Below are 22,265 nucleotides of genomic sequence, written 5' to 3'. Positions count from 1 at the left end.
TCTGCGCCGCGATGCAAGCCGACCACTGCAAAGGCGCAGCCGGCTTGTTCGCTGTTCTGATTTACGACAGGGGCGGAATGCGCAGCACCTGGCCCGGATAGATCTTGTCGGGGCTGGTCAGCATCGGCTTGTTGGCCTCGAAGATCAGCGTGTTCTTGGCGCCCTGGCCCTTGCCGTACTGCGCTTCGGCGATCTTCCACAGGTTGTCGCCCTTTTGCACCGTGTACATCTTGGCTTCGGGGGCGGCCTGCTTGACCTTCAGCTGGTTGTCCACCGCGGCCACGCCGACGGTGTTGCCCAGCGCCAGCGAGATCTTCTCGGCGGCCTCGGTGCTGGCGGCTTCGCCCGCGACCGTGACCTTGTCGCCGTCCACGGTGATCTGCAGGCCGTCGGCGTTCAGGCCGTGCTTATCCAGTTCTTTCTTCAGTTCATCCGCCGTTGCCGCCTTGGCTTCGCTCGCGCCAAAGAGCTTTTCCCCAACATCCTTGATGAAATTGAGCAGACCCATAGTGTTTCCTTTATCTATGTTGCGGTGAGAGAACGAGAAATTGCTGTCAGGACGTGCGGCCGACCAGCATCTTGCGCACGGCGCCGGCAATAAGCGTCAGTACCGCCCCGCCCACGCCGCCGCCGACCACGCTGCTGGCAATGGCGGAAAGATCCATGCCGCTGTTGCCCGCCGCCATGGCGCCCGCCCCGGCGGTGATCATCGGGGCCAGCCAGGACCCGCCTGCCAGGCCGCCGATCGCGCCTGCGATCGTGTTGCCCAGGGGCCCCAGCGTGAATTGCTGAAGCATCTTGCCCAGGCCATTGCCCCCGGCGGCGCCGGCGACAAGCTGGATGATGAGGTTAATGATGACCGCGGTGTTCATGATGCCTCCTCTGCCCATGGGGCAATGTGCAACGCTAGAACAACAACACGACAACCGTACGACGACAACGCCAGCAACGACGATTATGACCCCCTCCGTCGGCCTGAGACGAGGGGTTAACGTGTAACAGGTTGCTAGCCCGACGTCAGACTGCGCAAGATTGCGAGCGACTGCGTCGGCCTGCCCGCAACAAAAAGGGCTGCATCGCTGCAGCCCTTTGTCGACATCCAAGGGATCTTGGCCCGGGGCGTTCAGCCCCCGCCCACCGCCACCACGATCTCGATCTGGTCGCCGTCGGTCAGCGCGGTCTGGCCGTGCTGGCTCTTGGGCACGATCTCGCCGTTGCGTTCCACGGCGACGCGCTTGCCGGCGTAGCCCAGCGTTTCAAGCAGTTCGGTCACCGTGGTGTCCAGCGGGAACTCGCGGGCATCGCCGTTCAGGGTAATGTGCATGGCGTTTCCTTAGCGTTTTGCGTAGGCGTCGGTGGTCGCGATCAGGCGCGCCAGCGTGCCGGGTTCGTCAAAGGCATGGCCCGCGTCGGGCACGATGTGGAAGTCGGCTTCCGGCCACGCGCGGTGCAGGTCCCACGCCGTGCGCATGGGGGTGCAGGTGTCGTAGCGGCCTTGCACGATGGTGCCGGGAATGCCGCGCAGCTTGTGGGCGTCGCGGATCAGCTGGCCTTCTTCCATGAAGCCGGCATTGACGAAATAGTGGTTCTCGATGCGCGCGAAGGCCAGCGCCGCGCGGTCGGCGGCGTGGCTTTGCTGGTGGCGCGGGCTGGGCAGCAGCGTGATCGTGCTGTCTTCCCATTTGCTCCAGGCCTTGGCCGCGCGCAGCTGTTCGGCGGGGTCCGAGCCCGTCAGGCGCTTGTGATACGCCGCCACCAGGTCGCCGCGTTCGGCTTCGGGAATCGGCGCCAGGTACGCTTCCCAGTGGTCGGGGAACAGCCACGACGCGCCTTCCTGGTAGAACCAGTCGATCTCGGCGCGGCGCAGCGCGAAGATGCCGCGCAACACCAGTTCGCTGACGTGGTCCGGATGCGTTTCGGCGTAGGCCAGCGACAGCGTCGAGCCCCACGAGCCGCCGAACACCAGCCACTTGTCGGCGCCCATGACCTCGGCGCGCAGGCGTTCGATGTCCGCGACCAGGTGCCAGGTGGTGTTGTTGTCCAGGCTGGCGTGTGGCGTCGACCGGCCGCAACCGCGCTGGTCGAACAGCAGCACGTTGTAGCGCTGCGGGTCGAACAGCTGGCGATGCACCGGCGAGCAGCCGCTGCCCGGACCGCCATGCAGGAACACCGCCGGCTTGCCCTGCGGATTGCCGCAGAGCTCCCAGTAGACCTGGTGGCCGTCGCCGGTATCCAGGAAGCCGTGGCGGTAGGGTTCAATCGACGGATAGAGCATCAGGCGACTCGCTTGAAGATCAGGTCCCAGACGCCATGGCCCAGGCGCAGGCCGCGCGTCTCGAATTTGGTCAGGGGGCGGTAATCCGGGCGCGGCGCATAGCCGTCCGCGGTGTTTTTCAGCAGGGGCTCGTTGCCCAGCACGTCCAGCATCTGCACCGCGTACTCTTCCCAGTCCGTGGCGCAGTGGATGTAGCCGCCGGGGGCGATGCGGCTGGCCAGCAGCGCGATGAACGGCGGCTGGACCAGGCGGCGCTTGTGGTGGCGCTTCTTGGGCCACGGGTCGGGGAAATAGATGTGCACGCCGGCCAGCGAGTCCGGCGCGATCATGTCGCGCACGACCTCGACGGCATCGTGCTGGATGATGCGCAGGTTCGGGATGCTGGAGTCTTCGATGCGGCGCAGCAGCGAGCCGACGCCGGCGTTGAACACTTCGACGCCCAGGAAGTTGTCGCCCGGGCGGGCCAGCGCGATCTTCTCGGTGGTTTCGCCCATGCCGAAGCCGATCTCCAGCACCGTCGGCGCCTCGCGGCCGAAAGCGGCGGCCGGGTCCAGGCGGCGCGGCGCGTAGGGGATGGACCACTGGCCCATCAGGCGCTCAAGCGCGGCCAGCTGGCCTTGGGTGATGTGGCCGCGGCGGTGCACGAAACTGCGGATGTGCGTGGCGCCGGGGCTGTTCGGCGCATGCGGGGTACTGGCCAGCGCGGCCTGCGTTTCCTGGGAAATGGGCGTGGCAGCGGCGTCGCCGGCGGGTGTTGCGGGGGTGTTCACTGGCGTGGTCGCGGAGTTGTTCGCGGGGGTGTCCGCGGGGTTATTCGTAGTCATGGGGGGAATTGTAGTGGCAGCCCAGGCCAGCCGCCCCTGCCAGGGGGGATTAAAATAGGGACATATTTGTCCCGGCCCCTCCCGGCTATAGTTTCCAGCCCGGCTTTCCATCGGGCGCGCACCGCCCCGGTTTCTTGTCATGAACGTTGCCCGTTTCGACCTCGTCACGCTTTCCCTGTTTGTCTCGGTGGCACGCCAGGGCAGCATCTCGGCGGGCGCGCGCCAGTCGCATCTGGCCGTGGGCGCGGCCAGCAAGCGAATTTCCGACCTGGAAGCCGCCCTGGGCACCGCGCTGCTGTACCGCAACGCCGCCGGGGTGGAGCTGACCGACGCCGGCCAGGCCTGCCTGGTCCATGCGCTGCGCGTGCTGCAGGAAGTGGAGCAGATGGCCGGCGCGCTGTCCGACTTTGCCCAGGGCGTGCGCGGGCAGGTACGCATCGCCGCCAATACCTCGTCGCTGACGCAATTCCTGCCCGAAGACCTGGCCGCCTTCATGGACGGCCACCCGGCCGTACGCATCGACCTGGAAGAGCAGAACAGCAGCGACATCGTCACTGCCGTGCTGGAGAACCGCGCCGATATCGGCGTTTTCGCCGACCGCACTCCGGCCGACGGCCTGGCCACCTTTCCGTACCGCCTGGATGAACTGGTGCTGATCGTGCCGCAGCGTCACCCATTGGCCGGTGAACCCCAGGTAGCCTTTGCCGACACGCTGGCCTACGACTACGTCGGCCTGCCGCCCGCCACGTCCCTGGCCACGCGCCTGGCCGATGAAAGCGGGCGCCTGGGCCGGGCGATACGCCTGCGCATCCAGGTGCGCAGCTTCGATGCCATCTGCCGCATGGTGTCGGCCACCCGCGGCGTGGGCATCCTGCCGCGCATCGCCGCCGAGCCGCATGCGCGCTCGATGCCGATCAAGCTGATTCCCCTGACCGACGAGTGGGCGCGCCGCTGGCTGCTGCTGGGCGTGCGCGATGCCGACACGCTGACCGTGGCGGCCCGCCTGCTGCTGGCGCACCTGCGCAGCGACAGCTGATTCCCGCGGTTGCGGGTTTGCCCGGGGTTTCTCGTTCCGGGAATGCCCCTTTCCCCGATTGTCCATTCCGCCCGGCGCGACTTTGCGCGCACACTGCCGTCCATTGATATCGAGTGTCGCCAGGGAGGCGAAATGGCAGGGCAGATTCTTGCCGGCATCCGCGTGCTGGAGCTGGGCCAACTGATCGCAGGACCGTTCGCGGCCAAGACGCTGGCGGATTTTGGCGCGCAGGTCATCAAGATCGAGCCGCCCGGGCAGGGCGATCCGCTGCGCAAATGGCGCCTGCTGCACGAGGGCACGTCCGTCTGGTGGGAAGCGCAGTCGCGCAACAAGCAGTCGGTATGCGTGGACCTGCGTCAGGCCGAGGGCCAGGACATCGTGCGCCTGTTGGCGCAACAGGCGGACGTGCTGATCGAGAACTTCCGCCCCGGCACCCTGGAAAAATGGGGTTTGTCGTGGGAAGCCCTGCATGAACTGAACCCGCGCCTGATCATGCTGCGCGTCTCGGGCTACGGCCAGACCGGCCCCAAGGCGCGCGAACCGGGCTTTGCCGCCATCGGCGAGGCCATGGCCGGGCTGCGCTACCTGAACGGCGAGCCGGGCCGCGCGCCGGTGCGCGCGGGACTGTCGCTGGGCGACACCATTGCCGGCCTGCATGGCGCGCTGGGCGTGATGATGGCGCTGTACCAGCGCGATGCGCGCGGCGGTGTGGGCCAGGTGATCGACGCGGCGCTGTACGAAAGCCTGTTCAACCTCAGCGAAAGCCTGCTGCCGGAATATTCCGTGTTCGGCGCCGTGCGTGAACCCGCCGGCGCCGCGCTGCCCGGCATCGCGCCGTCCAACGCCTATCCCTGCCAGGATGGCTACGTGCTCATCGCCGGCAACGGCGACGCCATTTACACCCGCCTGATGGCCCGCATCGGCCGCGACGACCTGGGCCGGGACCCGGACCTGGCGCACAACGACGGCCGCGCCCGGCGCGTGGCCGAGATCGACGCCGCCATCGGCGCGTGGACGCTTGCCCGCCGCATCGACGACGTGCTGGCTGCCATGCGCGAGGCCGACGTGCCCGCCGGCCGCATCTATTCGGTCGCGGATATCGCCGCCGACCCGCATTACCGCGCCCGCAACGCCATCACCACCGTCGAATCCGCCGCCGGCGTGCCGGTGGAGATGCCCGCCGTCTTCCCCTACCTGTCGGCCAATCCCGGCGCGGTGCGCGAGCGCGCGCCCACCCTGGGCGAACACACCGACACCGTGCTGGCGCAGGCGGGCCTGTCGGACGAACAACGCAGCGCCCTGCGCGCCAAGGGAGTCATCGCATGAACACCGGCCCCACCCAGATCGAGATCAACGAAGTCGGCCCGCGCGACGGCCTGCAGATCGAGCAGGCCCTGGTTGCCACCGACGACAAGGTCGCCCTGGTCGACGCCTTGTCCGACTGCGGCTTTGCACGCATCGAAGTCACCAGCTTCACCTCGCCCAAGGCCATCCCCGCGCTGGCCGACGCGGCGGACGTCATGCGCCGCATCCGCCGCCGTCCCGGCGTGATCTACACCGCGCTGGTGCCCAACATCCGTGGCCTGGAGCGCGCGCTGGAAGCGGGCACCGACGAGATGAACCTGGTCATGTCGTGCAGCGAAACGCATAACCGCGCCAACCTGCGCATGACGCGCGACCAGTCCTTTGCCGAACTGTCGCAGGTGCTGGCCGCGGCCGGCCGCAGCGACATGCCGTGCAACGTGTCCCTGTCCACCGCCTTCGGCTGTCCGTTCGACGGCGACGTCGCGGCGGAACAGGTGCTGGACCTGGCCGCACGCCTGGTCGATGCGGGCGCGGCCGGCATCACGCTGTGCGACACCACGGGCATGGCGTTTCCGACGCAAGTGGCCGCCTTGTGCGAACAGGCGTCGGCCCGCTTGCCCGGCGTGCCGCTGACCGTGCATCTGCACAATACCCGCGGCATGGCGCTGGCCAATGCGATCGCCGCCTGGCAGACCGGCATCACCCGTTTTGACGCGGCGGTTGGCGGCCTGGGCGGGTGCCCCTATGCGCCGGGCGCCAGCGGCAACGTCAATACCGAAGAGCTGGTGCACATGTTCGCCTGCATGGGCGTGGAGTCCGGCGTGTCGCTGGCGCCCTTGCTGGCCATCGTGCGCGGCTTGCCCGCGCTGGTACAGCGCGACCTGTCCAATGCCTTGCTGCAAGCGGGGCCGCGCCTGGCGACCCATGCGGCGCCCGCGTGGCTGGCCGAGAAATTTCCGCAGTAGTACCGATATCGTTTTGACCACACTATAAAAACCAAGGAGACACACCCATGGCATTTCCCAGCCTGCCCACCATCCTGCGCGCCGGTATCGCCGCCGCGCTGACCGTTGCCGCCGGCGCCGCCAGCGCCCAAACCGACTTTCCCAACCGACCCGTCACGCTGATCGTGTCCGCCGCGCCCGGCGGCACCACCGACATCGCCGCCCGCCTGATCGCCCAGCCGCTGGGCGCCGCGCTGGGCCAAAGCGTCGTCGTCGAAAACAAGCCAGGCGCCTCCGGCGGCATCGCCGCGCAGGCCGTCGCCCGCGCCAAGCCCGACGGCTATACGCTGCTGCTGCAATACTCCGGCTTCCAGGTCATCACGCCCCATGTCACGCCCGCCGCCGGCTGGGATCCCATCAAGGACTTCGCGCCTGTTGCCAACGTGCTGTCTGCGCCGCAGGTGGTCGTGGTGCGCCCCGATCTGCCCATCCACTCGCTCAAGGAACTGGTGGCTTATGCCAAGGCCAATCCGGGCAAGTTGAACTATGCCTCGTCCGGCAATGGCTCGCTGCAACAGGTCGCCACCGAACTGCTGAACCAGATGGCCGGCACGCAGATCGCGCACATTCCGTACAAGGGCACCGGTCCCGCGCTGAACGACCTCTTGGGCGGCGCCGTGGACATGACCATCACCACGCCACCGCCGCTGCTGGGGCAGATCGCCGCCGGCAAGCTGCGCGCGCTGGCCGTCACCGGCAACACCCGCCTGCCGTCCCTGCCGAACGTGCCCACCGCCGCCGAGGCCGGCTATCCCGACCTGATCGTGTCGTCGTGGTTCGCCATGTACGCGCCCAAAGACACGCCCGCGCCGGTCGTGGACAAGATCGCCGGCGAAATCCAGAAGATCATGAAGACCGACGCCTTCCGCCAGAAAGCCGCCGAGCAGGGCGCCGAGGCCATCTTCATGGGGCCGAAGGAACTGGGCGCCTACACCCAGTCGGAACTGGACCGCTGGGGCAAGGTCGTCAAGGCCGCCAACATCTCGGCCAATTAAGCTCGGCTGATGGCGAACCCGGGGGGCGGCAAGCCGCCTCCCGGCGCAGAAAAAGGCACGCTATAATTCCGGTCTCTGCCCGAGTTTGATAGCCGGGCACGACACCCGAGCGGGTGTAGTTCAATGGTAGAACGGCAGCTTCCCAAGCTTCATACGAGGGTTCGATTCCCTTCACCCGCTCCAGCTTTCCCCACCGTCTTCTCCACGGGCCTGCCGCCGGGCAGCGCGATCGCCAGATTTTCCCTGGCAAATCTCCCGATCCTGTTTGCTTGACCGCGTCCCCCGGGTAGTCCGTTGCGGTCCTGCGTTCGCTTTCAGAATCTTCCAATTCCAGCGCGGCGTGGCGATTCCTAATATCGGGAGTCCCGCTTTGGGCCGACGGACCGGGTGTTCATGGTTTCCAGTCCTCTGCCTGTGAAAGCGCAGCGTGGTTCGTTACTTCCCACGCTATTTCTGCAGAGGAAGTCCGTTTTGCACCCCGTTCTCAAGTTCGTCGCCATCAGCAGCGTTGCCCTTACCCTAGCCGCGTGCGACAGCGCCAGGGATGCCAGCAAGAGCAACTTCGGTCAGGCCATCCAGGCGTATCTGGACACACAGCAGGGCCTATGCGCCGCGATTCCTGCAACGGGCTTGCCGTTCACCCTGGCAAATCAAGACCTGCTGGGCGGTCAGAACCAGAAGCGTGCCGATGCGCTGGTCCATGCCGGGCTGCTGAGCAAGCGAGACACCGAAGCCCCGCCCCTGTTCGGCGACAAGATGGAGCCGGCCGCCGAATACCAGGTCACGGACACTGGCAAGAAATTCCTCGTCGCCCACGGCGCCAACACCCCGGCTGGACAAGACGCCTTCTGCACCGGCAGGTACACCCTCGTGGCAGTGGACAGCTTCACGGAACCCCGCGACGTGATGGGCGTCAGGCTGTCGAAGGTGAACTACCACTACAAGGTAGATGGCGCCGACAACTGGGCCAAATTGGATGGCATCCGCGCCAACTACAAGAATTTCGAGGAGCAGACTCAGGGAGATATGCGGGGCAAGGCGGTTGTCATCCTGACCAACGACGGTTGGATGCACGAGCGCCTGTTCCGGCGTGGGGGGCGCTAATGCGGAGCCGTTGAAAACGTAGTCTGGTTCGTTATTCGACTGAGGATCAACGAGGTGGTGGAACTTTGGCTGCGGAGAGACGTATTGCCTACAAGGCAGTTAGAACTGCGGGGCTTACTCCAGAGCAGGCTAGATGCACCCTCATGAAGGCGGACCCATATTTTTCAGGAATTGGCGCTTCGGCATCGTCCTCTACTACTGTTCCAAAGCGAAGGAGATAGACAATGAAATCGATGGTGAAAGAAGAGATTTACCGACTTTTGGAGGGGCTTCTTGTAGCAATTAAGTCGGGGGATTTTGATGCCTTATCTGTCTACGAGATAAATGAAGCTATTTATGAAGAAATAACCGATGAGCTAGCAAGGTCGAGAGAGAATGTCGAAGGCCTTCAAGTGCCTCCATACAGCATCGCTTTTCAAACGGACAGCACCGGGCGAATTCCATTCGATATTGTCGAATCGAATTCCGAATCGGAGATTGGAAGAGTCTATTGCCAGCTATGGAATGCCACTGAAAAATCTGACCTCACCCTTGTTGCGGACGTGCGTCGGGAAGCGAATACTCCAACCTTGGCGTTCCGATTGTTGGAGACACAGTAATTTCTAGGAAATGCACAGCCAGGTGCATTGCGAGCAAAGACGGGAAGCCGGGCCGCACTGGAACCGGAGCGAACGCGTGAAGCGCAACCGTGAACGGCAGTGCGGCTTTACGCTGTACGGCTGGGACGGCGACACGCTGGCGTGGGAGAGCCGGATCGCCGATGAAGAAGGGCTGGGCGCGCGCACCACGCACTACGTGTATGAGCCGGGCAGTTTTGTGCCGCTCGCGCAGGCGGTGCGCGAAGACACCCTCGCGCTGCTGGATGAACCGGTGTACGGCGACTACTACCGGCAGGATGAAGACCCGCTGTGGCTGCCGCCACCGCCTGCCCCGCCCATCGACCGCGTGGCATGGTACCAGTGCGATCACCTGGGCACGCCGCAGGAGGTCACCGATGAGAAGGGCGAGATCGCGTGGGCGGCGGAGTACCGCGCGTGGGGTGTGGCGAGGGAGGCGATACGGAAAGCGTCTGGCCCTGCGCCCGTCACGAACCCGATCCGGTTTCAGGGGCAGTATCATGATCTGGAGACCGGGCTGCATTACAACCGCTACCGGTATTACGATCCTGAAGTGGGGCGGTTCATCAGTAAGGACCCCATTGGGCTGGCTGGGAGCGCCAATACCTATGCCTATGTGAATGGCAATCCAGTGATGTATACCGACCCGTCTGGTCTAGTTCGCCAGCTTGACCCCAATGGAGCAGAATGTCAGCAACTGAAGAGGAAGATTCAGAACAAGAAAGCGGACATTAATAAACGGATATGTGAAGTAAAGACTAATCCCGGCAATCTCCCATATTACCCACCATATCTTGGTGCGCGCCCGAGATTGAGCGTGCAAGGGCATGAAGACATCATTCAAGAGTTGAAGGATGGCCTTGCCGATGATGAGAGGTTATATGCTGAAAAATGTGGCGGTGATGGAGGTGGCACGGCTACAGCGCCGGTGACGTCTGCAACCTCGGATAACACCGCAGCAAAAGTAGCCGGCGCGGCGACGGGGGCTGGGATTGCTTATTGGATAATAAGTGAAGGCCTACGAGTTATCTTCCCACCGCGCAACTTGATTCCGGTACCGTAATTTCTCGACAGGCTCAACAGGAGCTAGTGCTTGTTCTGCTCGCTCCTGACCTTGGATAAATTGAGGTGGACATGCTAATCGAAAATGTAGAGTTCAGCGACGAGTCGTCGCTGTTGAAGACCCTGGAAGGATCGGTACTCAGATATTGCACACTCAAAAATTTTTCGCTTGATGGGAAGGTTGTTGATTCAGTTTTTTTGTCGTGCTTCATGGAGGACTTGAACTGGTATTGGGGGCTATTCAATTGCTGCCTTTTTGTTGACACTAAATTCATTGGCTGCGTATTCCGTGGATCTAACTTCGCTGATTGCCGCTTCCTGAATTGTGAATATGTCGATTGCCGATTCGAGGAAGATAATTTTCATTCGCCATGTAGCTTTGATGGTACCCAATGGTTTGGCGGCAATGCGACGAGGTGCAAGGGGTTGCCGGAATACGCTTTCCCAGCCCCGCCGCGAAGCCGCTAACACATCGACCCTCAGCGCTCGGCATCCAGGTAAAAAATAACGAACCAAATTACGTTTTTATAGAAGCGCAAAGCCGTCTCGGCCACGAGACCTTCGCCTTCGACCCGGCCAGCAACCTGATTGACCCTGACGCGCAGCGCGAGGCCGACCGCGCGCGCCAGCCGCGCCCGAAGGCGCTGGACAACCTGCTCAAACAGTACGCGGGCACGCACTATCAGTATGACGCGCGGGGCAACCTGACCCAGCGCTGGCGCAACGGCGAGACCTGCCGCTACACCTGGGACCTGTTTGACCGGCTCACGCACACCGAAGACGCCCGCCTCGCGGTCCGCTACACCTACGACGCGCTGGGCCGGCGCCTGTCGAAACACAGCCAGGCACATTACCAGGAACGCCGCGAGGCCGGGCCACACTGGAACCGCGCCGAGCGCGTCAAGCACAACCGCGAACTGCACTGCGGTTTCACGCTGTACGGCTGGGATGGCGACACGCTGGCGTGGGAGAGCCGGATCGCCGATGAAGAGGGGCTGGGCGCGCGCACCACGCACTACGTGTACGAGCCGGGCAGTTTTGTGCCCCTCGCGCAGGCGGTGCGCGAAGACACCCTCGCGCTGCTGGATGAACCGGTGTACGGCGACTACTACCGGCAGGATGAAGACCCGCTGTGGCTGCCGCCACCGCCTGCCCCGCCCATCGACCGCGTGGCATGGTACCAGTGCGATCACCTGGGCACGCCGCAGGAGGTCACCGATGAGAAGGGCGAGATCGCGTGGGCGGCGGAGTACCGGGCGTGGGGTGTGGCGAGGGAGGCGATACGCAAAGCGTCGGGCCCTGTGCCCGTCACGAACCCGATCCGGTTTCAGGGGCAGTATCATGATCAGGAGACCGGGCTGCATTACAACCGCTACCGGTATTACGATCCAGAGGTCGGACGGTTCATCAGCAAGGATCCCGTCGGGTATGCCGGTGGGGTGAACCTGTTTCTGTATGCGCCTAATCCCTTGGGGTGGGTGGATCCTCTGGGACTGAGCGGGACGCTTGCGGGCAGGCTTGCAGATAAGGCACAACGCTTGCCCGCCTCACAGCGACCGAACACGGTCGCTGTGATTGTTTCTAAGGACGGGCGTATTGTCGTTGGACGAAATCAAGGGGGAGTTACTAACCCCGAGGTCCAAGGTGTGCTAAAGGATATTCCACCGAACGAGTTTGATGCTCAATGTGCTGAAGTGAATGCAATAGCTAGAGCAAGGAATAAAGGTATTGATTTAACCGGGGCTACGATTTCTGTTGCTAACGTGCGAGGAAAGAATAGTACGAGTGGAGTTCATGGTACAGATAAGGCGCCATGCTCGGTGTGCAATCCATTACTCAAGAAATTTAAAATGAATCTAATTCAGCGGTGCAGCCATCATGAATAGAAGTGAGCTGGTTGTAAAATTGGAAGGCAGCTCTCCGGAGGACAAGCAAATTTATGCCTCTTCCTGCTTGCGCTCCTACTGTGAATTCAAGAATATTTCACATCCAGCTATCAATGAGCTATTGGATCACCTGGATTCAATAAGTTCGAGGCAACGAGTTGCAGAGTGGGATGAGAGAGGGGCATTGCTTGATCTAAATGGACGGGGCGATCCAATCCCGGAGAGTATAAGGTCCATGCTATCTGACGAGGATGTGAGTGAATTCGAAAATCTGGTTGATAGCGTGGTGGAGGTCGGGATCGTTGATCTGTATGGCTCAAAGACGGATCTTCCCCTGAGGTTCCTGGACAAGGCAATGTGTATCTTGGAGAAAAATAATATTCCTTTTCCAATATTGAATAGGTGATCGTGTTCGCTTGGTGTACGGAGTACCGCGGACTGAGATAACGAACCAGACTACGTTTTACCTGGGCTAATGAGGCAGTTATAGGCAGCATAAAGCAACCCATGACTTATCTACTTGGCGGTAATAGTCAGCCGCCCCTGTTCGACGGCGATCTTGACGCGCTGCCCTACTTCAAATCCCGCATGCTCAGTCCATCGCCCCGCCAGCTTCAATTTCGGTAAAGAATGGGCTGCGTTGCAGCCCATTGGTGTTTACTCCGAGGTAATAGTAGCCTTCCGTGTTCCACATTGATCTTGATGCGTTGTCCTATCCGAAATCCCGCCTGTTCAAGCCATCGTCCAGCAAGCCTGATACAGGCAACCGATGTGTAGCGTGCCTTGAAGTAAGCCGGTTGCATCGCATAAAGCCCACTGTAATGTGGTGGTCGCCATGACTGATGAATGGTCACGAGTCGCTCCGTGACGGGTGGACGTAATTTAGAATCGGCCTTAGCCATAATCAGTTGCTCCTTACTTATGAACTGATGGTGGTCAGCGGGTGGTAAGTGCGCTAACACTTACCACCCGCGCTTCATTCGCGGCAACACGGCTATTCAAATAACCCTGAATCATCGTGTGCCGCAGTCAAAACACTAAATAAAACCACTCGGGTATACAAGCACGCAAACAGGCGTAAACAAGCGTGTTTAGGCGTAAACGATGAGGTGTTAGGCCGCACATCCTGGACCCGTAAAAGCGTGCGCGTTCACGCCGTGGCGCCAAGGCCAAATGGCCTATGACATCACACCAGCAGTGCCCAAATAAAAAGCCGCCGTCGGCAAGCGGTGCAAGCCGTCAAGTCGTCTTGCACCGCATGCCCCAGCGTGACAAACCAGCGGCCGTCAAGGCTGCCCTCCGGCACGCTACGCGCGGCCTTGACGGGGATAGCAACGCGGTCATTCAAAAGCCCATTTAGACGCCCGGCGCAGACCGGCTGAGTGCGGCTTCACGCTGTACGGCTGGGACGGCGACATGCTGGCGTGGGAGAGCCGGATCGCCGATGAAGAGGGGCTGGGCGCGCGCACCACGCACTACGTGTATGAGCCGGGCCGCTTTGTGCCGGTCGCGCAGGCGGTGCGCGAAGATACCCTCGCGCTGCTGGATGAACCGGTGTACGGAAAATAACGAACCAGACTACGTTGTCATTGGTCTGGTTCGTTGTTTTCGTGGGGACGTATTGGGATGGGCAACGGCGCCGCCGTCTGCAAGGGTTCGGCTTTCTTCACCCGTTTCAACTTTCCCCGTCATCTTCGCCACGGTCGTTGTGCTGGACAGCGCGACCAGCGGGTTGGGTTGTCAATTCTCCTGATTGCTTGGACGGCATGCGGCGGGTCGTCCGTTGCTGTCCGCCCGGCATTTTCAGAATCATCCAATTCCTGCCGACCTGGGTGCGTCCTAGGATGGCGGATTGAGTCCTGAGCAATGGACTGGATGCCTGTTGCTTGGGGAGCAGCGTCGATGGGCGCGTGGTCCGGTCCTGTCGTTTCTTGGTGGTCCAGGAGCATGAACCGGGCATCTTGGAGCAAGATTGAATGCGTAATCTCTGGATGATCGTCTCGACCGTTGTGGTCGCTACCGTAATCGGCGGGGCGGCGTACTGCTACTTCCCTCGGCAGTCGCTCGGCAATCCGCTGCTAGCTGAGGGCAGAGGTCAACTTGATCGATGGGTGCCGTTCTATCCAATTCGGTGTGGTGAATCCTCTTCGAGAAAGCCGATCCCAAAGCGCCGCAATTCGAGTTTTGTATTAATGAAATCAGGCGTCGAGTTTCTGGAGCCACCGGGAAGGATTTAAGCAGAGAAGATGTGCTTGATCCGCGCGTCAAAGCGCATTGGCGCGAAGTGATGGGGGGGCAGTAGCAGTGTCATCTGGCTGCAGTTCTTCCACCCCACCAGAAGTTCTCTGGGCTGTCCAGGCCGGTACGGCGTAGCCCGTGCTTGGATATTTCTTATACCCCTGAAAACGCAGTTTGGAATGATGAGCCAGGCTACGTTATCTATCGTGTGAAAACGTAGTCTGGTTCATTTTTTGTTGATGGTACTGCCCCTGGAAACGAATCGGGTTAACGATTGGTGCCTTGCCCGATGCCTTCCGCAGCGACTCTTTCACCACCCCCCAGGCCCGGTATTCGGCTGCCCAGGCAATATCGCCCCGCTCGTCCGTCAGTTCCTGCGGCGTGCCCAGGTGGTTGGTCTGGTACCAGGCCAGGCTGTCGATGGTCGGCGCCGGCGGTGGTGGGAACCACAGCGGGTCTTCGTCCTGCCGGTAGTAATCGCCATACACCGGCTGGTCGAGCAGCGCGATGGCTTCTTCTCGTACCGCCTGCGCTACCGGCACGAAGCTGCCCGGCTCGTAGACGTCATGCCAGCCTTAGCTTGGAGTACAGACACAATCTGCGAGGATACCCGCAGGTCGAATAGGTCCCAGTAGTAGCGGCTGGCAAGGCACTATTTCTTAATTTTCAAATAAGACTCTAAGGAATGGAGTGAAGACGAAAAGTCATCATGAACGGAGTCGTTAGGTGCCAGCTTATTGGCTTCACTCAAAAACTTGTCCACTCCCTGCTGAATGCTCTCCGCTAGCAGCCTATAACTACTAATTGCTATCTTCCGCCCACGGTACTGCAGCAGTAGTATTTCTTTTGAATGCCTTAATGTGAACGAGAAGGATGAGTCTGTCGCGACAAATTCAAATGCTCCACCATTTTTTATTGATAGTAATCCATCAATCAGGGAGATGATTGACAAATAAATCATCATCCTAAACTTCTGGTTCTCTTTCGATGAAACAGATGTCTCGTCGATATCAATTTCCAAGTCACCAAGATCAAAACCGGAGGGGGCGCCACCACCAACTCTAGATACTCTGAAAAAAATCATGATTACTCACTCCTGATCGGGAAGATAGTGATTGTGCGGTTGTCGTCTTGAGAGTCAAATACGTCGCGCACGCGATCAGTTCGACCATTTACTTTCACCCGCTTTTCATAGGTCTGTATCCGCCTCGCTGGATCACCAATGCGCGTTCCCTTTTTAACCAAACACGCGCACGCCTTTTTTATTTGATCTCTTGAGGTGCCGGCAGCAAATAAATCCCCGGGACCATCCGAGTGTGTACCACTAATATGGCGTTCATCAATGTGTTGCCAGCCTTCCTTGCTATTCTCAGCCTCAATGCGGGGTTCGGTTCCCTTCGACCAGAAAGACCGAGTGGATCAATCCAACCAATTGGATTCGACACATACTCGAAAACGTTCAACCCACCCGCATACCCAATCGGATCCTTGCTGACGAATCTGCCCGACTCCGGATCGTAGTACCGATATCGGTTGTAATGCAGCCCCGCCTCGTGGTCATGGTACTGCCCCTGAAAACGAATCGGGTTATCGATTGGTGCCTTACCCGATGCCTTCCGGAGTACTTCTTTCACCACCCCCCAAGCGCGGTATTCAGCGGCCCAGGCAATGTCGCCCCGCTCGTTCGTCAGTTCCTGCGGCGTGCCCAGGTGGTCGGTTTGGTACCAGGCCAGGCTATCAATGGTCGGCGCTGGCGGTGGCGGGAACCACAGCGGGTCTTCGTCCTGCCGGTAGTAGTCACCGTATTCTGGTTGATCGAGCAGCGCGATGGCTTCCTCACGCACCGCCTGCGCCACCGGCACGAGGCTGCCCGGCTCGTAGACGTAGTGCGTGGTGCGCGCGCCAAGGCCATCCTCATCAGCAATCTTGCTCTCCCAGGCCAGGTTGTCGCCATCCCAGCCGTACAGCGTGAAACCGCAGTGCAGTTCGCGGTTGTGCTTGACACGCTCGGCGCGGTTCCAGTGCGGCCCGGCTTCGCGGCGCTCCTGGTAGTGCGCCTGGCTGTGCTTGGACAACCGCGCCCCAGGGCGTCGTAGGTGTAGTTGACGGCCAGGCGCTCGTCCTCATAGCGGGTGAGCCGGTCGAACAGGTCCCAGGTGTAGCGGCTCTGTTTGCCGTTGTGCCAGCGCTGGGTCAGGTTGCCGCGCGCGTCGTACTGGTAGTGGGTGCCGGCGTATTGCTTGAGCAAGTTGTCCAGCGCCTTCGGGCGCGGCATGTGCTGGCGGTCGGCTTCGCGCTGCTCCTGCGGATAAACGAGGTTGCTGGCCGGGTCGAAAGCGAAGGTCTCCAGGCCCAGGCGGCTCTGTGGCTCCAGCAGCCGGCCCACCGGGTCGTAGCGGTAGGCCAGTTGTCCGCGGCGGGTGTCGTTGATGTCGGTGAGCTGGCCGCTGGCGTCGTAGCGGTAGCTGCGCACCAGCAGGTGGTTACTGTGAGCGGTCTGGCGCGGCGCACAATCTCATCTAAGGGGCTGGCAGTTTCAATGACTCAACCCATTTGTTTGAAACTCCTCGAAAATGGTCCCGTAGTCTCTCTTCGATGTGTTCTGGGTCCCATACTGCTGCACGCTCCAGCCCTTCGCATTGCTGACGCGTCGCAGGAGTTTCAACACCATTGTGGTAAATGGAAAGCCTTTTAGATATGGGATCTACCTTAAAAAAGGCTGGGGAACTTGCCAAGTCTCCCTCCAGAGGAAGGTGGCCTATTTTTTTCCAGAGTTTGGACTTAAAAGCACTCTTCATGACCCAAACTTTAAAAGCAATGTTCGAGCCAGAAATATCCTCTATAGATGGAGTGCTCGGGGAAATCAGGTCGTAAAAAGCTAGCAGCGGACTTTCAAGAATCCTGGCAAACGCATAGCCATCGTCTCCAAGCGATATTTGAAAAATATCCCCCGGCTGCACATTTATTTTTGCCATTCGCTAACTCCCAAACTCATCAGTTGCGGCATTTAAGTAGCCATCTCTCTTTTTGTTCTTGGGTGAAATCCCATTAATCGCATTTCCTGATGTTCCGCCTTCGGATTTGGCCTTTCCGTTTGCATCAATAAGGTGCTGCTCACGACCCCGAATGGCCATCGGATTTTCTGATGATTTATCGAGGACAGCAGGACCGTATCCCTTAATGTGATGATTGCCATCGCGTTTTGCCACATTGTCTTCTGGCAATTCGCAGCCACACGTCCGTCCAGAATACACTTCTCCTGTCGTTGGGTGAGTCTTGGTGTAGGTTTGGTATGTCTTCTTCGCAAGCCCTAACTGAATATCGAACCAGACTACGTATTCAAAGTTCGACCCGCAATGCTAGACGTCGCCGAGTCAAGCAAGAATTGGAAGATTCTGAAAACGACCGCGTTGGACCACAACAAACGGCCCGCAGCCTGACGGGTGGAGAAAAACCACGAGGGGGATGCCAAGACAATCTGGCGAGCATGCAGTCCCGCAGATGGACTTCGGACAAAACAATAAGAAATGTCGAGGCGGGAGAAGGGAATAATCGATGACGTAGTCTGGTTCGTTATTTCAAGTACCCTGTAGCCCATCCCCGCGCAAGAACGACAACCATGCAAGACGATCTATTCGGAGATGCGCTACCCGTGCCGCCGGCCAACGCCTCGCAGCACGTCGCGTCTCCTGCCAATCCCGACCTTTCCGCGCTCCGGAGCATGGCCAGAGTGCTTCCTGCGCCGGCAGCGCAGGAATGGCGCGCGCTCGCGCAGCAGTTGCCCGCAGCGTTGCGCTTTGGCGTTTCCACCTGGTCGTACCCCGGCTGGGAAGGGCTGGTCTGGGACGGCGAATACGATTCGAGTACGCTGTCCCGGCACGGCCTTGGCGCCTATCATCGGCATCCGCTTTTGCGCACGGTCTGCGTGGACCGCACGTTCTGGCAACCGCTGACGGCGAGCCAGTATGCCGGCTATGCGGGGCAGGTCGATGACGATTTCCGTTTCGTCGTCAAATGTCCCTCCAGCATTACCGATGCCCAGGTGCGTGGCGAGGAAGGCAGGACGCGCGAGGCCAACCCGGTCTTTCTCGACCCGTCGCTGGCTGTCCAGGATTTCGTGCGGCCGGCGCTCGAAGGCCTGGGCGCCAAGCTTGGCGTCCTGGTGTTCCAGCTGAGTCCGCTGCCGCTGGGCTGGCTGAGCCGCTCGGCATCGCTGTTCGAGAAACTGGGGTGCATGCTGGCGGCGGTCCGGGAGGCCTTGTCCACGCATGATGGCGTGATCGTGGCGGTGGAAGTGCGGGACCCGGAGCTGCTGGGCCAGGCGTTGGTCGATACGCTCAAGGCGCATGGGGCCACTTTCTGCCTGGGGCTGCATGGCAAGATGCCGCCGATCGAAGCGCAGCTGCCGATGCTGCGCGCGCTATGGCCGGGGCCGCTGGTCTGCCGCTGGAACCTGAACCGCGTTTTCGGCCCCTATGGCTATGCCGCCGCGCAGAAGAAGCATGATCCGTTCAACGCCATTCTCAGCGAGGACATTCCGACTCGCATGGTGTTGGCGCGTACGGTCCGCGGCATTACGGGCGCGGGCCAGCCGGCCTACGTGACGGTCAGCAACGACGCCGAGGGGTGCGCGCCGTTGTCCATCCTGCAGCTGGCCCAGGCCATTGCGGGGTAGGTGGGGCTTCTAAAGCTGACTTCCATAGGCTTTCGACTGATTCTGCCCGCACCGAGCAGAGTAAAATCCGGTCCCCATGCGCTTCTCCGACTTCCACCCCCGCCTCGCCGCCCTCGGCGCCCAGCCGGCTCATCGCGGCCGGGTCATGCGCGCCTGGCTGAGCGGGCAAGCGTTCGACACGGATACCTGGCGCCGGCGTTTCGACAATTACCTGCCGTTGGCGCTGCGGGATGCGCTTCCCGCCCTGGCGTCGGAACTGGACGGCCTTGCGCGAGTCCATTCCGAGCATGCCGGCAACGACGGCGCGCGCCTGCTTCTTGCCCTGGCCGATGGCCAGATGGTGGAAAGCGTGCTGCTGCCGCGCGACGGGCTCTGTGTTTCCACGCAGGTCGGCTGTGCGGTGGGCTGTCGGTTCTGTATGACTGGCAAGAGCGGCCTGATCCGCCAGGTCACCAGCATGGAAATCCTGGCCCAGTTTGTGTTGGCGCGACGCCAGCGCGCGGTGAGGAAAGTGGTCTTCATGGGCATGGGCGAACCGGCGCACAACCTGGACAATGTGCTCGAGGCCATCGACCTGCTTGGCACGGAAGGCAACATCGGTCATAAGAATCTGGTGTTCTCCACGGTCGGTGACCGGCGCGTGTTTGACGCCTTGCCCCGGCAACGCGTCAAGCCTGCACTGGCGCTGTCGCTGCACACGACCAAGGCCGACCTGCGCCGTCATCTTTTGCCGCGCGCGCCGCAGATGACGCCCGAAGAACTGGTCGAGCTGGGTGAAACCTATGCCCGCGAGACGGGTTATCCGGTGCAGTACCAGTGGACGCTGCTCAAGGGCGTGAACGATGGTGACGACGAACTCGATGCCATTGAGCGCTTGCTCAAGGGCAAGTTCGGCGTGCTCAACGTCATTCCCTTCAACAGCCTGGAAGGCGACGACTACCAACGTCCCGACCCCAAACGCATTCGCGAGATTGTTCGCGTCCTGCATCGCCGCGGCGTGCTGACCAAGGTAAGGAATAGCGCGGGGCAGGACGTCGAGGCGGGTTGTGGCCAGTTGCGTGCCCGAGCTGTGGGGGCAGAGCAAGTGGTGGAACTGCGTCGGCGGCCGCGTGGCGCCAGGCTGCAAGCCGCGTAAAGCACCTGCCCTCGTTGGGCTGCGCGATCGCCATGTGGCCCGAATCGGTCCTTTAATGACGTTTCCCGAGCCGCATGTTTCGGGTCGTCCGGTGCGGTCGCGCTGACGCATTTTAAGAATTTTCCAATTTCTAGCCAGCCGCGCGCGCCCTAGCATGGGGAGTTCTGCCCGTGCGAACGCGGTTGGCATCTCGCGTTGTGATGCGCCGTCGGCTCGCTTGGGACTGGACACACCACAGGCAACGGCGCTGCGCCGTGAAGGCCATGGCAACCCCGAGGAGGAGACAACAATGAGCACGCCGGAAAAAGACACCGAACACCAGCAAGCCGCCTATCTGGACCGCCTGGATAAATGCTATTCAGGGATTCTTCACGATGTGATGCGGGCCGAAGGGCTACGCAATTTCACGCTGCCTTCTACGCTGCGTCCATTGATACCCGGTCAAAAGATGGCGGGCCCGGCGTTTACCGTGGCCGGCCGTGTCGATCCGTCTGCCGATGGGCACGAGACGTTGATGGGGTGGACCGGGTTGTTGTCCAAGGCGAAGCCGGGGCATGTCGTGGTGATACAGCCCAACGATTCCACGGTATCGCACATGGGGGAACTGTCTGCCGAAACGCTCAAGTACAAAGGGGTACGCGGCGTGATCGCCGATGGCGGGATTCGAGATTCCCAATCCATCCTGGACATCGGTTTTCAGGTCTGGCATCGCTATTACACGCCCCGCGATGTGGTGGGCTATTGGCTGCCGTACGCCTTTGACGTGCCGGTCACCCTCGGCGAGGTCAGGATATGTCCTGGCGATTACCTGTTTGGCGATCGTGACGGCGTGGTGCGCATTCCGCGTGTGCATCTTGACCGCGTGTTACGGCTGGCAGAAGAGGCCATGGGCAAGGAAAACCTGGTTCGTACGGCAATCCTGCAGGGGGTGGATCCGCAGGAAGCGTATCTGCGGCATGGAAAATTCTGACGGCCAATCCGGGCGGCTGCCCGCGCGCTGATTGACGGGTAAAAATGTAGTCGGGTTCGTTATTTGGAATCAGTCCAGATGGCTTGCACGATACCAGTCAACCAAGTCGCGCGGATAGTTGGGGTGGTCGCGATAACTGCTGTCGTCGACGTACCATAGCACCGTGACCAGCGCGGCTTCCAGGCACCAGTACCCGAAGTGAACGTCGTCGATATGCGAGTCGTGCCAGTAAGTCGGTTCCATGCCGTCGTACCACTCGTCCAGCAAGGTCTGCATGCAGGCCACGCGCTCATCGGGCGGAACCATGGTGACTTGACCCAGGGAACGATAGGGGACGGGATGCAGCATGACGCGCGGGGTTGCCAGGCGGACGCCGGTCAGCTCGGCCACGACGTTTTCAAACAAAGCGTCGCGACGTCGGTTGACGTCCCAGGACTGGTCGACCCAGCGCACGACTTCGGGGACCAGGGCTTCGTGTCGCAGCAACTTGCACAGGGCCAGCAGCCAGAACACGTAAACGTAGTTGTCGAGCTGGGTGACTTCCAGCGTATCGGCGACGTGTTCGGGCGGGAGCTTGCGAGAAGGAGAGGCGTCTTGGCCGAGGTAGTTTCCAAAGCGGGCAATGACGGTCGGCAGCTGGGTCCGCAGTTCTTCTATTGGCTTTCCTGCGGTGTAGCCCAGCAACAGTAATTCAAGGCTTTTGAAGGCGACGGTCCATCTGTTGGCGGAAGGGGCGTTCGGGGCCTTGGGGTGGCCTGACGCCAGCGACTCGAAGGCAAGCGCAATGTCTAATTGCAGGGAATGATCTTCTTTCAGGAACGCGCGCTGGTCGAGGGACTTCTGACGACGAATACTGTTGAAGTCGATCATGCATTGATCCTGGTGGACGGCCTAGGGGGCGGCTATGAATCGCCGCTGTGTCAGTCGTCCAGGCCTCGATCCGTCGTTTCGCGGTGAAGACCCATGAACGGTCTTGGGGATCATGCGCAATCCTGGGGGCGGGGGAAATTGGAAGATTCTGAATTTCTGGGGAGATTGGCGCAGAGATTTCTGCTCTGCAATGCAGATGACTCGTTGCGTGACTCCGAACTCCCGTTTGGCCCGGCCATTATGGATGGCGTCTGCCAGCTGAAACCTGG

26 protein-coding genes, 1 tRNA gene and 1 pseudogene are annotated in these 22,265 nt (G+C 61.1%); 14 read left to right on the top strand and 14 right to left on the bottom strand.

Going from position 1 to position 22,265, the window contains the following annotated elements; genetic code table 11:
* Positions 1-61: 61 nt before the first annotated feature.
* The 5 genes from lysM to trmB all read right to left on the bottom strand — a co-directional run bounded on the left by lysM (position 62) and on the right by trmB (position 3,099).
* Positions 62-508, bottom strand: coding sequence for a peptidoglycan-binding protein LysM (gene lysM, locus AC3WMR_RS23140; RefSeq protein WP_025138165.1), 447 nt, complete (start codon positions 506-508; stop codon positions 62-64).
* A 46-nt stretch (positions 509-554) separates the two neighbouring features.
* Complete coding sequence (locus AC3WMR_RS23135; protein WP_025138164.1) at positions 555-872, bottom strand: hypothetical protein; 318 nt, start codon at positions 870-872, stop codon at positions 555-557.
* 251 nt (positions 873-1,123) lie between these two features.
* Complete coding sequence (thiS, locus tag AC3WMR_RS23130) at positions 1,124-1,324, bottom strand: sulfur carrier protein ThiS (protein WP_199166861.1); 201 nt, start codon at positions 1,322-1,324, stop codon at positions 1,124-1,126.
* A 9-nt stretch (positions 1,325-1,333) separates the two neighbouring features.
* Positions 1,334-2,275, bottom strand: a complete 942-nt coding sequence (pip, locus tag AC3WMR_RS23125) for a prolyl aminopeptidase (protein ID WP_183004321.1) — start codon at positions 2,273-2,275, stop codon at positions 1,334-1,336.
* Positions 2,275-3,099: a tRNA (guanosine(46)-N7)-methyltransferase TrmB gene (trmB, locus tag AC3WMR_RS23120; protein ID WP_492265062.1), complete on the bottom strand. Its 825-nt coding sequence runs from the start codon at positions 3,097-3,099 to the stop codon at positions 2,275-2,277. The genes pip and trmB overlap by 1 nt, the downstream gene beginning before the upstream one ends.
* 139 nt (positions 3,100-3,238) lie before the next feature.
* On the opposite strand from trmB, the gene AC3WMR_RS23115 reads away from it, so the two are divergent.
* From AC3WMR_RS23115 to AC3WMR_RS23070, 10 genes are all read left to right on the top strand, one after another.
* Positions 3,239-4,135 carry a LysR family transcriptional regulator gene (locus AC3WMR_RS23115; protein WP_025138160.1) on the top strand — a complete coding sequence of 299 codons (897 nt, stop codon included), beginning with the start codon at positions 3,239-3,241 and terminating at the stop codon, positions 4,133-4,135.
* Positions 4,136-4,267: 132 nt separating this feature from the next.
* Positions 4,268-5,461, top strand: a complete 1,194-nt coding sequence (locus tag AC3WMR_RS23110; protein WP_492265063.1) for a CaiB/BaiF CoA transferase family protein — start codon at positions 4,268-4,270, stop codon at positions 5,459-5,461.
* Positions 5,458-6,405 carry a hydroxymethylglutaryl-CoA lyase gene (locus AC3WMR_RS23105; RefSeq protein ID WP_492265064.1) on the top strand — a complete coding sequence of 316 codons (948 nt, stop codon included), beginning with the start codon at positions 5,458-5,460 and terminating at the stop codon, positions 6,403-6,405. Before AC3WMR_RS23110 ends, AC3WMR_RS23105 begins: the two co-directional genes overlap by 4 nt.
* 47 nt (positions 6,406-6,452) lie before the next feature.
* Positions 6,453-7,439, top strand: a complete 987-nt coding sequence (locus tag AC3WMR_RS23100) for a Bug family tripartite tricarboxylate transporter substrate binding protein (RefSeq protein ID WP_492265065.1) — start codon at positions 6,453-6,455, stop codon at positions 7,437-7,439.
* 109 nt (positions 7,440-7,548) lie between these two features.
* Positions 7,549-7,622 (top strand) — tRNA-Gly (locus tag AC3WMR_RS23095).
* 288 nt (positions 7,623-7,910) lie between these two features.
* Positions 7,911-8,543, top strand: a complete 633-nt coding sequence (locus AC3WMR_RS23090; protein ID WP_492265066.1) for a hypothetical protein — start codon at positions 7,911-7,913, stop codon at positions 8,541-8,543.
* Positions 8,544-8,767: 224 nt separating this feature from the next.
* Positions 8,768-9,142: a hypothetical protein gene (locus AC3WMR_RS23085; protein WP_492265067.1), complete on the top strand. Its 375-nt coding sequence runs from the start codon at positions 8,768-8,770 to the stop codon at positions 9,140-9,142.
* 76 nt (positions 9,143-9,218) lie between these two features.
* Positions 9,219-10,223 (top strand): RHS repeat-associated core domain-containing protein, encoded by a 1,005-nt coding sequence (locus AC3WMR_RS23080; protein WP_492265068.1) that lies wholly within the window; start codon positions 9,219-9,221, stop codon positions 10,221-10,223.
* Between the two features lie 391 nt (positions 10,224-10,614).
* The gene (locus tag AC3WMR_RS23075) at positions 10,615-12,108 is read left to right on the top strand and encodes an RHS repeat-associated core domain-containing protein (RefSeq protein ID WP_492265069.1); all 1,494 of its coding nucleotides are present in this window, start codon (positions 10,615-10,617) and stop codon (positions 12,106-12,108) included.
* Complete coding sequence (locus AC3WMR_RS23070; protein ID WP_492265070.1) at positions 12,101-12,514, top strand: hypothetical protein; 414 nt, start codon at positions 12,101-12,103, stop codon at positions 12,512-12,514. The genes AC3WMR_RS23075 and AC3WMR_RS23070 overlap by 8 nt, the downstream gene beginning before the upstream one ends.
* Positions 12,515-12,624: 110 nt before the next feature.
* Here AC3WMR_RS23070 and AC3WMR_RS23065 read toward each other — a convergent pair whose 3' ends face one another.
* Together AC3WMR_RS23065 and AC3WMR_RS23060 are read right to left on the bottom strand one after the other, a co-directional pair.
* Entirely contained in the window at positions 12,625-12,759 is a 135-nt protein-coding gene (locus AC3WMR_RS23065) for a SymE family type I addiction module toxin (RefSeq protein ID WP_492265071.1), read from the bottom strand.
* On the bottom strand, positions 12,723-12,911 hold the full coding sequence (locus AC3WMR_RS23060; protein WP_492281593.1) for a SymE family type I addiction module toxin: 189 nt from the start codon (positions 12,909-12,911) through the stop codon (positions 12,723-12,725). The genes AC3WMR_RS23065 and AC3WMR_RS23060 overlap by 37 nt, the downstream gene beginning before the upstream one ends.
* Before the next feature lie 613 nt (positions 12,912-13,524).
* On the opposite strand from AC3WMR_RS23060, the gene AC3WMR_RS23055 reads away from it, so the two are divergent.
* Complete coding sequence (locus AC3WMR_RS23055; RefSeq protein ID WP_492265073.1) at positions 13,525-13,677, top strand: hypothetical protein; 153 nt, start codon at positions 13,525-13,527, stop codon at positions 13,675-13,677.
* An 866-nt stretch (positions 13,678-14,543) separates the two neighbouring features.
* Here the strand turns inward: AC3WMR_RS23055 and AC3WMR_RS23050 are convergent.
* The 6 genes and pseudogenes from AC3WMR_RS23050 to AC3WMR_RS23025 form a co-directional block, all read right to left on the bottom strand.
* Positions 14,544-14,888, bottom strand: a complete 345-nt coding sequence (locus AC3WMR_RS23050) for an RHS domain-containing protein (protein ID WP_492265074.1) — start codon at positions 14,886-14,888, stop codon at positions 14,544-14,546.
* Between the two features lie 110 nt (positions 14,889-14,998).
* Positions 14,999-15,430 (bottom strand): hypothetical protein, encoded by a 432-nt coding sequence (locus AC3WMR_RS23045; protein ID WP_492265075.1) that lies wholly within the window; start codon positions 15,428-15,430, stop codon positions 14,999-15,001.
* Positions 15,431-15,608: 178 nt separating this feature from the next.
* The gene (locus AC3WMR_RS23040; protein WP_492265076.1) at positions 15,609-16,421 is read right to left on the bottom strand and encodes an RHS repeat-associated core domain-containing protein; all 813 of its coding nucleotides are present in this window, start codon (positions 16,419-16,421) and stop codon (positions 15,609-15,611) included.
* Between the two features lie 14 nt (positions 16,422-16,435).
* A pseudogene (locus AC3WMR_RS23035) lies at positions 16,436-16,819 on the bottom strand (RHS repeat-associated core domain-containing protein); the annotation flags it as partial.
* 46 nt (positions 16,820-16,865) lie between these two features.
* Positions 16,866-17,321 carry an immunity 26/phosphotriesterase HocA family protein gene (locus AC3WMR_RS23030; RefSeq protein WP_492265077.1) on the bottom strand — a complete coding sequence of 152 codons (456 nt, stop codon included), beginning with the start codon at positions 17,319-17,321 and terminating at the stop codon, positions 16,866-16,868.
* Positions 17,322-17,324: 3 nt separating this feature from the next.
* Positions 17,325-17,555: a hypothetical protein gene (locus AC3WMR_RS23025; protein WP_492265078.1), complete on the bottom strand. Its 231-nt coding sequence runs from the start codon at positions 17,553-17,555 to the stop codon at positions 17,325-17,327.
* Between the two features lie 410 nt (positions 17,556-17,965).
* On the opposite strand from AC3WMR_RS23025, the gene AC3WMR_RS23020 reads away from it, so the two are divergent.
* From AC3WMR_RS23020 to AC3WMR_RS23010, 3 genes are all read left to right on the top strand, one after another.
* Positions 17,966-19,021 carry a DUF72 domain-containing protein gene (locus AC3WMR_RS23020; RefSeq protein WP_492265079.1) on the top strand — a complete coding sequence of 352 codons (1,056 nt, stop codon included), beginning with the start codon at positions 17,966-17,968 and terminating at the stop codon, positions 19,019-19,021.
* 76 nt (positions 19,022-19,097) lie between these two features.
* Positions 19,098-20,156, top strand: a complete 1,059-nt coding sequence (locus AC3WMR_RS23015) for an RNA methyltransferase (protein WP_492265080.1) — start codon at positions 19,098-19,100, stop codon at positions 20,154-20,156.
* A 289-nt stretch (positions 20,157-20,445) separates the two neighbouring features.
* Positions 20,446-21,126 (top strand): RraA family protein, encoded by a 681-nt coding sequence (locus AC3WMR_RS23010; protein WP_492265081.1) that lies wholly within the window; start codon positions 20,446-20,448, stop codon positions 21,124-21,126.
* Between the two features lie 69 nt (positions 21,127-21,195).
* Here AC3WMR_RS23010 and AC3WMR_RS23005 read toward each other — a convergent pair whose 3' ends face one another.
* Positions 21,196-21,996 carry a PoNe immunity protein domain-containing protein gene (locus AC3WMR_RS23005; protein WP_492265082.1) on the bottom strand — a complete coding sequence of 267 codons (801 nt, stop codon included), beginning with the start codon at positions 21,994-21,996 and terminating at the stop codon, positions 21,196-21,198.
* Positions 21,997-22,265 lie beyond the last annotated feature (269 nt).

The sequence above is a fragment of the Achromobacter sp. FW305-C-28 genome (genome assembly GCF_058783235.1).
The sequence above is the reverse complement of the archived record's forward strand: the minus strand, read 5'-3'. Positions and strand labels throughout refer to the sequence as shown.